Raw genomic sequence first — 2,183 nt, forward strand, 5'->3', positions numbered from 1 at the left:
TGGTCGCGATCAGCGCGCCTTCGGACACCTCGTCGCCCACCTTCAGCTTGACTTCCTTGACCACGCCGGCAAACGGCGCGGGCACTTCCATGGTGGCCTTGTCCGACTCCAGCGTGATCAGGCTCTGCTCCTTCTCGACGCGGTCGCCGGGCTTGACCAGCACTTCGATCACCGGAACGTTGTCGTGGCCGCCGATGTCGGGGACGCGCGCTTCTTTGAGGTCGGCCATGGGGTCTCCTGCGGATGTCTGGGGCGCACCGCCAGGGGGATGGCGGCCGCAAGGCCTCCCATGATAGCGAACGGCCGTCCGCCGCGTAGCCCTTTCCGGGCATGGACCATCCGGCATGCATGACCTTGTGCCGATGTGCCCGCTCCTGGCGCTGCCTATGCTGCCTCCATGGCGCGCCGCGCGGGGCGGCGCGGAAGGAACACGCATGTTGACCATCCGCCACTTGTCCAAGACCTACGCCAACGGCGTGCACGCGCTGCGTGGCATCGACCTGGACATCCCGCAGGGCATGTTCGGCCTGCTCGGGCCCAACGGGGCGGGCAAATCCTCGCTGATGCGCACCATCGCCACCCTGCAGGACCCCGACCAGGGCAGCGTCGAGCTGGACGGGGTGGACCTGCTGGCCGACAAGAACGCCACCCGCCGGCTGCTGGGCTACCTGCCGCAGGAATTCGGGGTGTACCCGAAGATCCCGGCCGAGGCGATGCTCGACCACTTCGCCGTGCTCAAGGGCATCACCGCCCGCGGCGAGCGTCGCGACCTGATCGAGGCGCTGCTGCGCCAGGTCAACCTGTGGGACGTGCGCAGGCGCAAGCTGGGCACGTTTTCCGGCGGCATGCGCCAGCGCTTCGGCATCGCCCAGGCGCTGATCGGCAGCCCGAAGCTGGTGATCGTGGACGAGCCCACCGCCGGCCTGGATCCGGAGGAGCGCAACCGCTTCCTCAACCTGCTGGCGGAGATCGGCGAAAAAGTGGTGGTGATCCTCTCCACCCACATCGTGGCCGACGTGACCGACCTGTGCCCGCGCATGGCGATCATCGGCCAGGGCCAGGTGCTGCTGACCGGCGAGCCGCGCGAGGCGATCCGCAGCCTGGACGGGCGCGTGTGGCGGCGCACGATCGACAAGGCGGAACTGGACAGCTACCGCGCGCGCATGACCATCCTGTCCACCCGCCTCGCCGGCGGACGCACGCTGCTGCACGTGCTGGCCGATTCGGCGCCGGAGACGGGTTTCGAGCCGGTGGCGCCGGACCTGGAAGACGTCTACTTCGGCCGCCTGCGCGCGCAGGCCACCGCCCGCGCGGCCTGAGGCGACGATGCGCATGCTGCTGGAGATCTTCCGCTTCGAATGGCGCCAGCAGTGGCGCGCGCCGCTGTTCTGGATCATCGCCCTGGCCTTCGGCGGCCTCGCCTTCGCGGTGACCTGCACCGACGCGGTGGCGATGGGCGGTGCCAGCGGCAACGTGCTGCGCAATGCGCCGATGGTGATCGTGCGGCTGGTCAGCGCATTCACCGTCTTCGGGATGCTGGCGGCCGGGGTGTTCGTCGCGGGCGCGGCGCTGCGCGATTTCGACCACGACACGGCCGAGCTGATGTTCGCCACGCCGGTGCGCCGCGGCGCCTACCTTGGCGGGCGGCTGGCCGCCGGCTATGTGGCGGCGGTGGCGATCATGCTGGCGGTCGCGCTGGGCGTGGCGCTGGGCGGTGCGATGCCGTGGATCGACCCGGCGCGCGTCGGCCCGGCCGACTGGCACGGCTACGCCTGGGCGTTCGGCGTGATAGTGCTGCCGGACATGCTGTTCGTGGCGGCGCTGCTGTTCCTGCTGGCCACCGCGACGCGCTCGCTGCTGGCCACCTACATCGGCGTGATCGCCTTCATCGTGCTGCTGTCGCTGTCGGGTCTGCTCACCCGCGACGTCAACCACCACGTGGTCGCGGCCATGCTCGACCCGTTCGCCCACCGCACGCTGGGCATCGTCACGCGCTACTGGTCGGCCGACGAGCTCAACCATCGCCTGCCGCCGCTGGAAGGCCTGCTGCTGTGGAACCGGCTGCTCTGGCTGGGCATCTCGCTGCTGCTGGTCGGCGCGGAGTTCGCGCTCTTCCGCACCAACCGCGAGGGGCTGCGCCTGCCCCGGCGCAAGCCGCGCGCCGAGCCGCCGCTGCTGCGCCC

The 2,183-nt window shown here is 70.5% G+C and carries 3 protein-coding genes; 2 read left to right on the forward strand and 1 reads right to left on the reverse strand.

What is annotated here, in order from left to right; translation table 11 throughout:
* On the reverse strand, nucleotides 1-229 hold a 229-nt coding region (locus tag HOQ08_RS14505; RefSeq protein ID WP_291196418.1), incomplete at its 3' end, for a biotin/lipoyl-containing protein.
* A 205-nt stretch (nucleotides 230-434) separates the two neighbouring features.
* Between HOQ08_RS14505 and HOQ08_RS14510 the strand changes: the two genes are divergently transcribed.
* A complete protein-coding gene (locus tag HOQ08_RS14510; protein WP_291196421.1) occupies nucleotides 435-1,319 on the forward strand; it encodes an ABC transporter ATP-binding protein in 885 nt (294 codons plus the stop codon).
* A gap of 7 nt (nucleotides 1,320-1,326) precedes the next feature.
* On the forward strand, nucleotides 1,327-2,183 hold an 857-nt coding region (locus HOQ08_RS14515), incomplete at its 3' end, for an ABC transporter permease subunit (protein ID WP_291196424.1).

Origin of the sequence: Frateuria sp., assembly GCF_013362045.1 — a bacterium.
Lineage (GTDB): Bacteria > Pseudomonadota > Gammaproteobacteria > Xanthomonadales > Rhodanobacteraceae > Frateuria_A.

Coding starts and splice junctions, on each gene's coding strand:
- HOQ08_RS14510 (WP_291196421.1), top strand. CDS start 435: ATGTTGACCATCCGCCACTTGTCCAAGACCTACGCCAACGGCGTGCAC.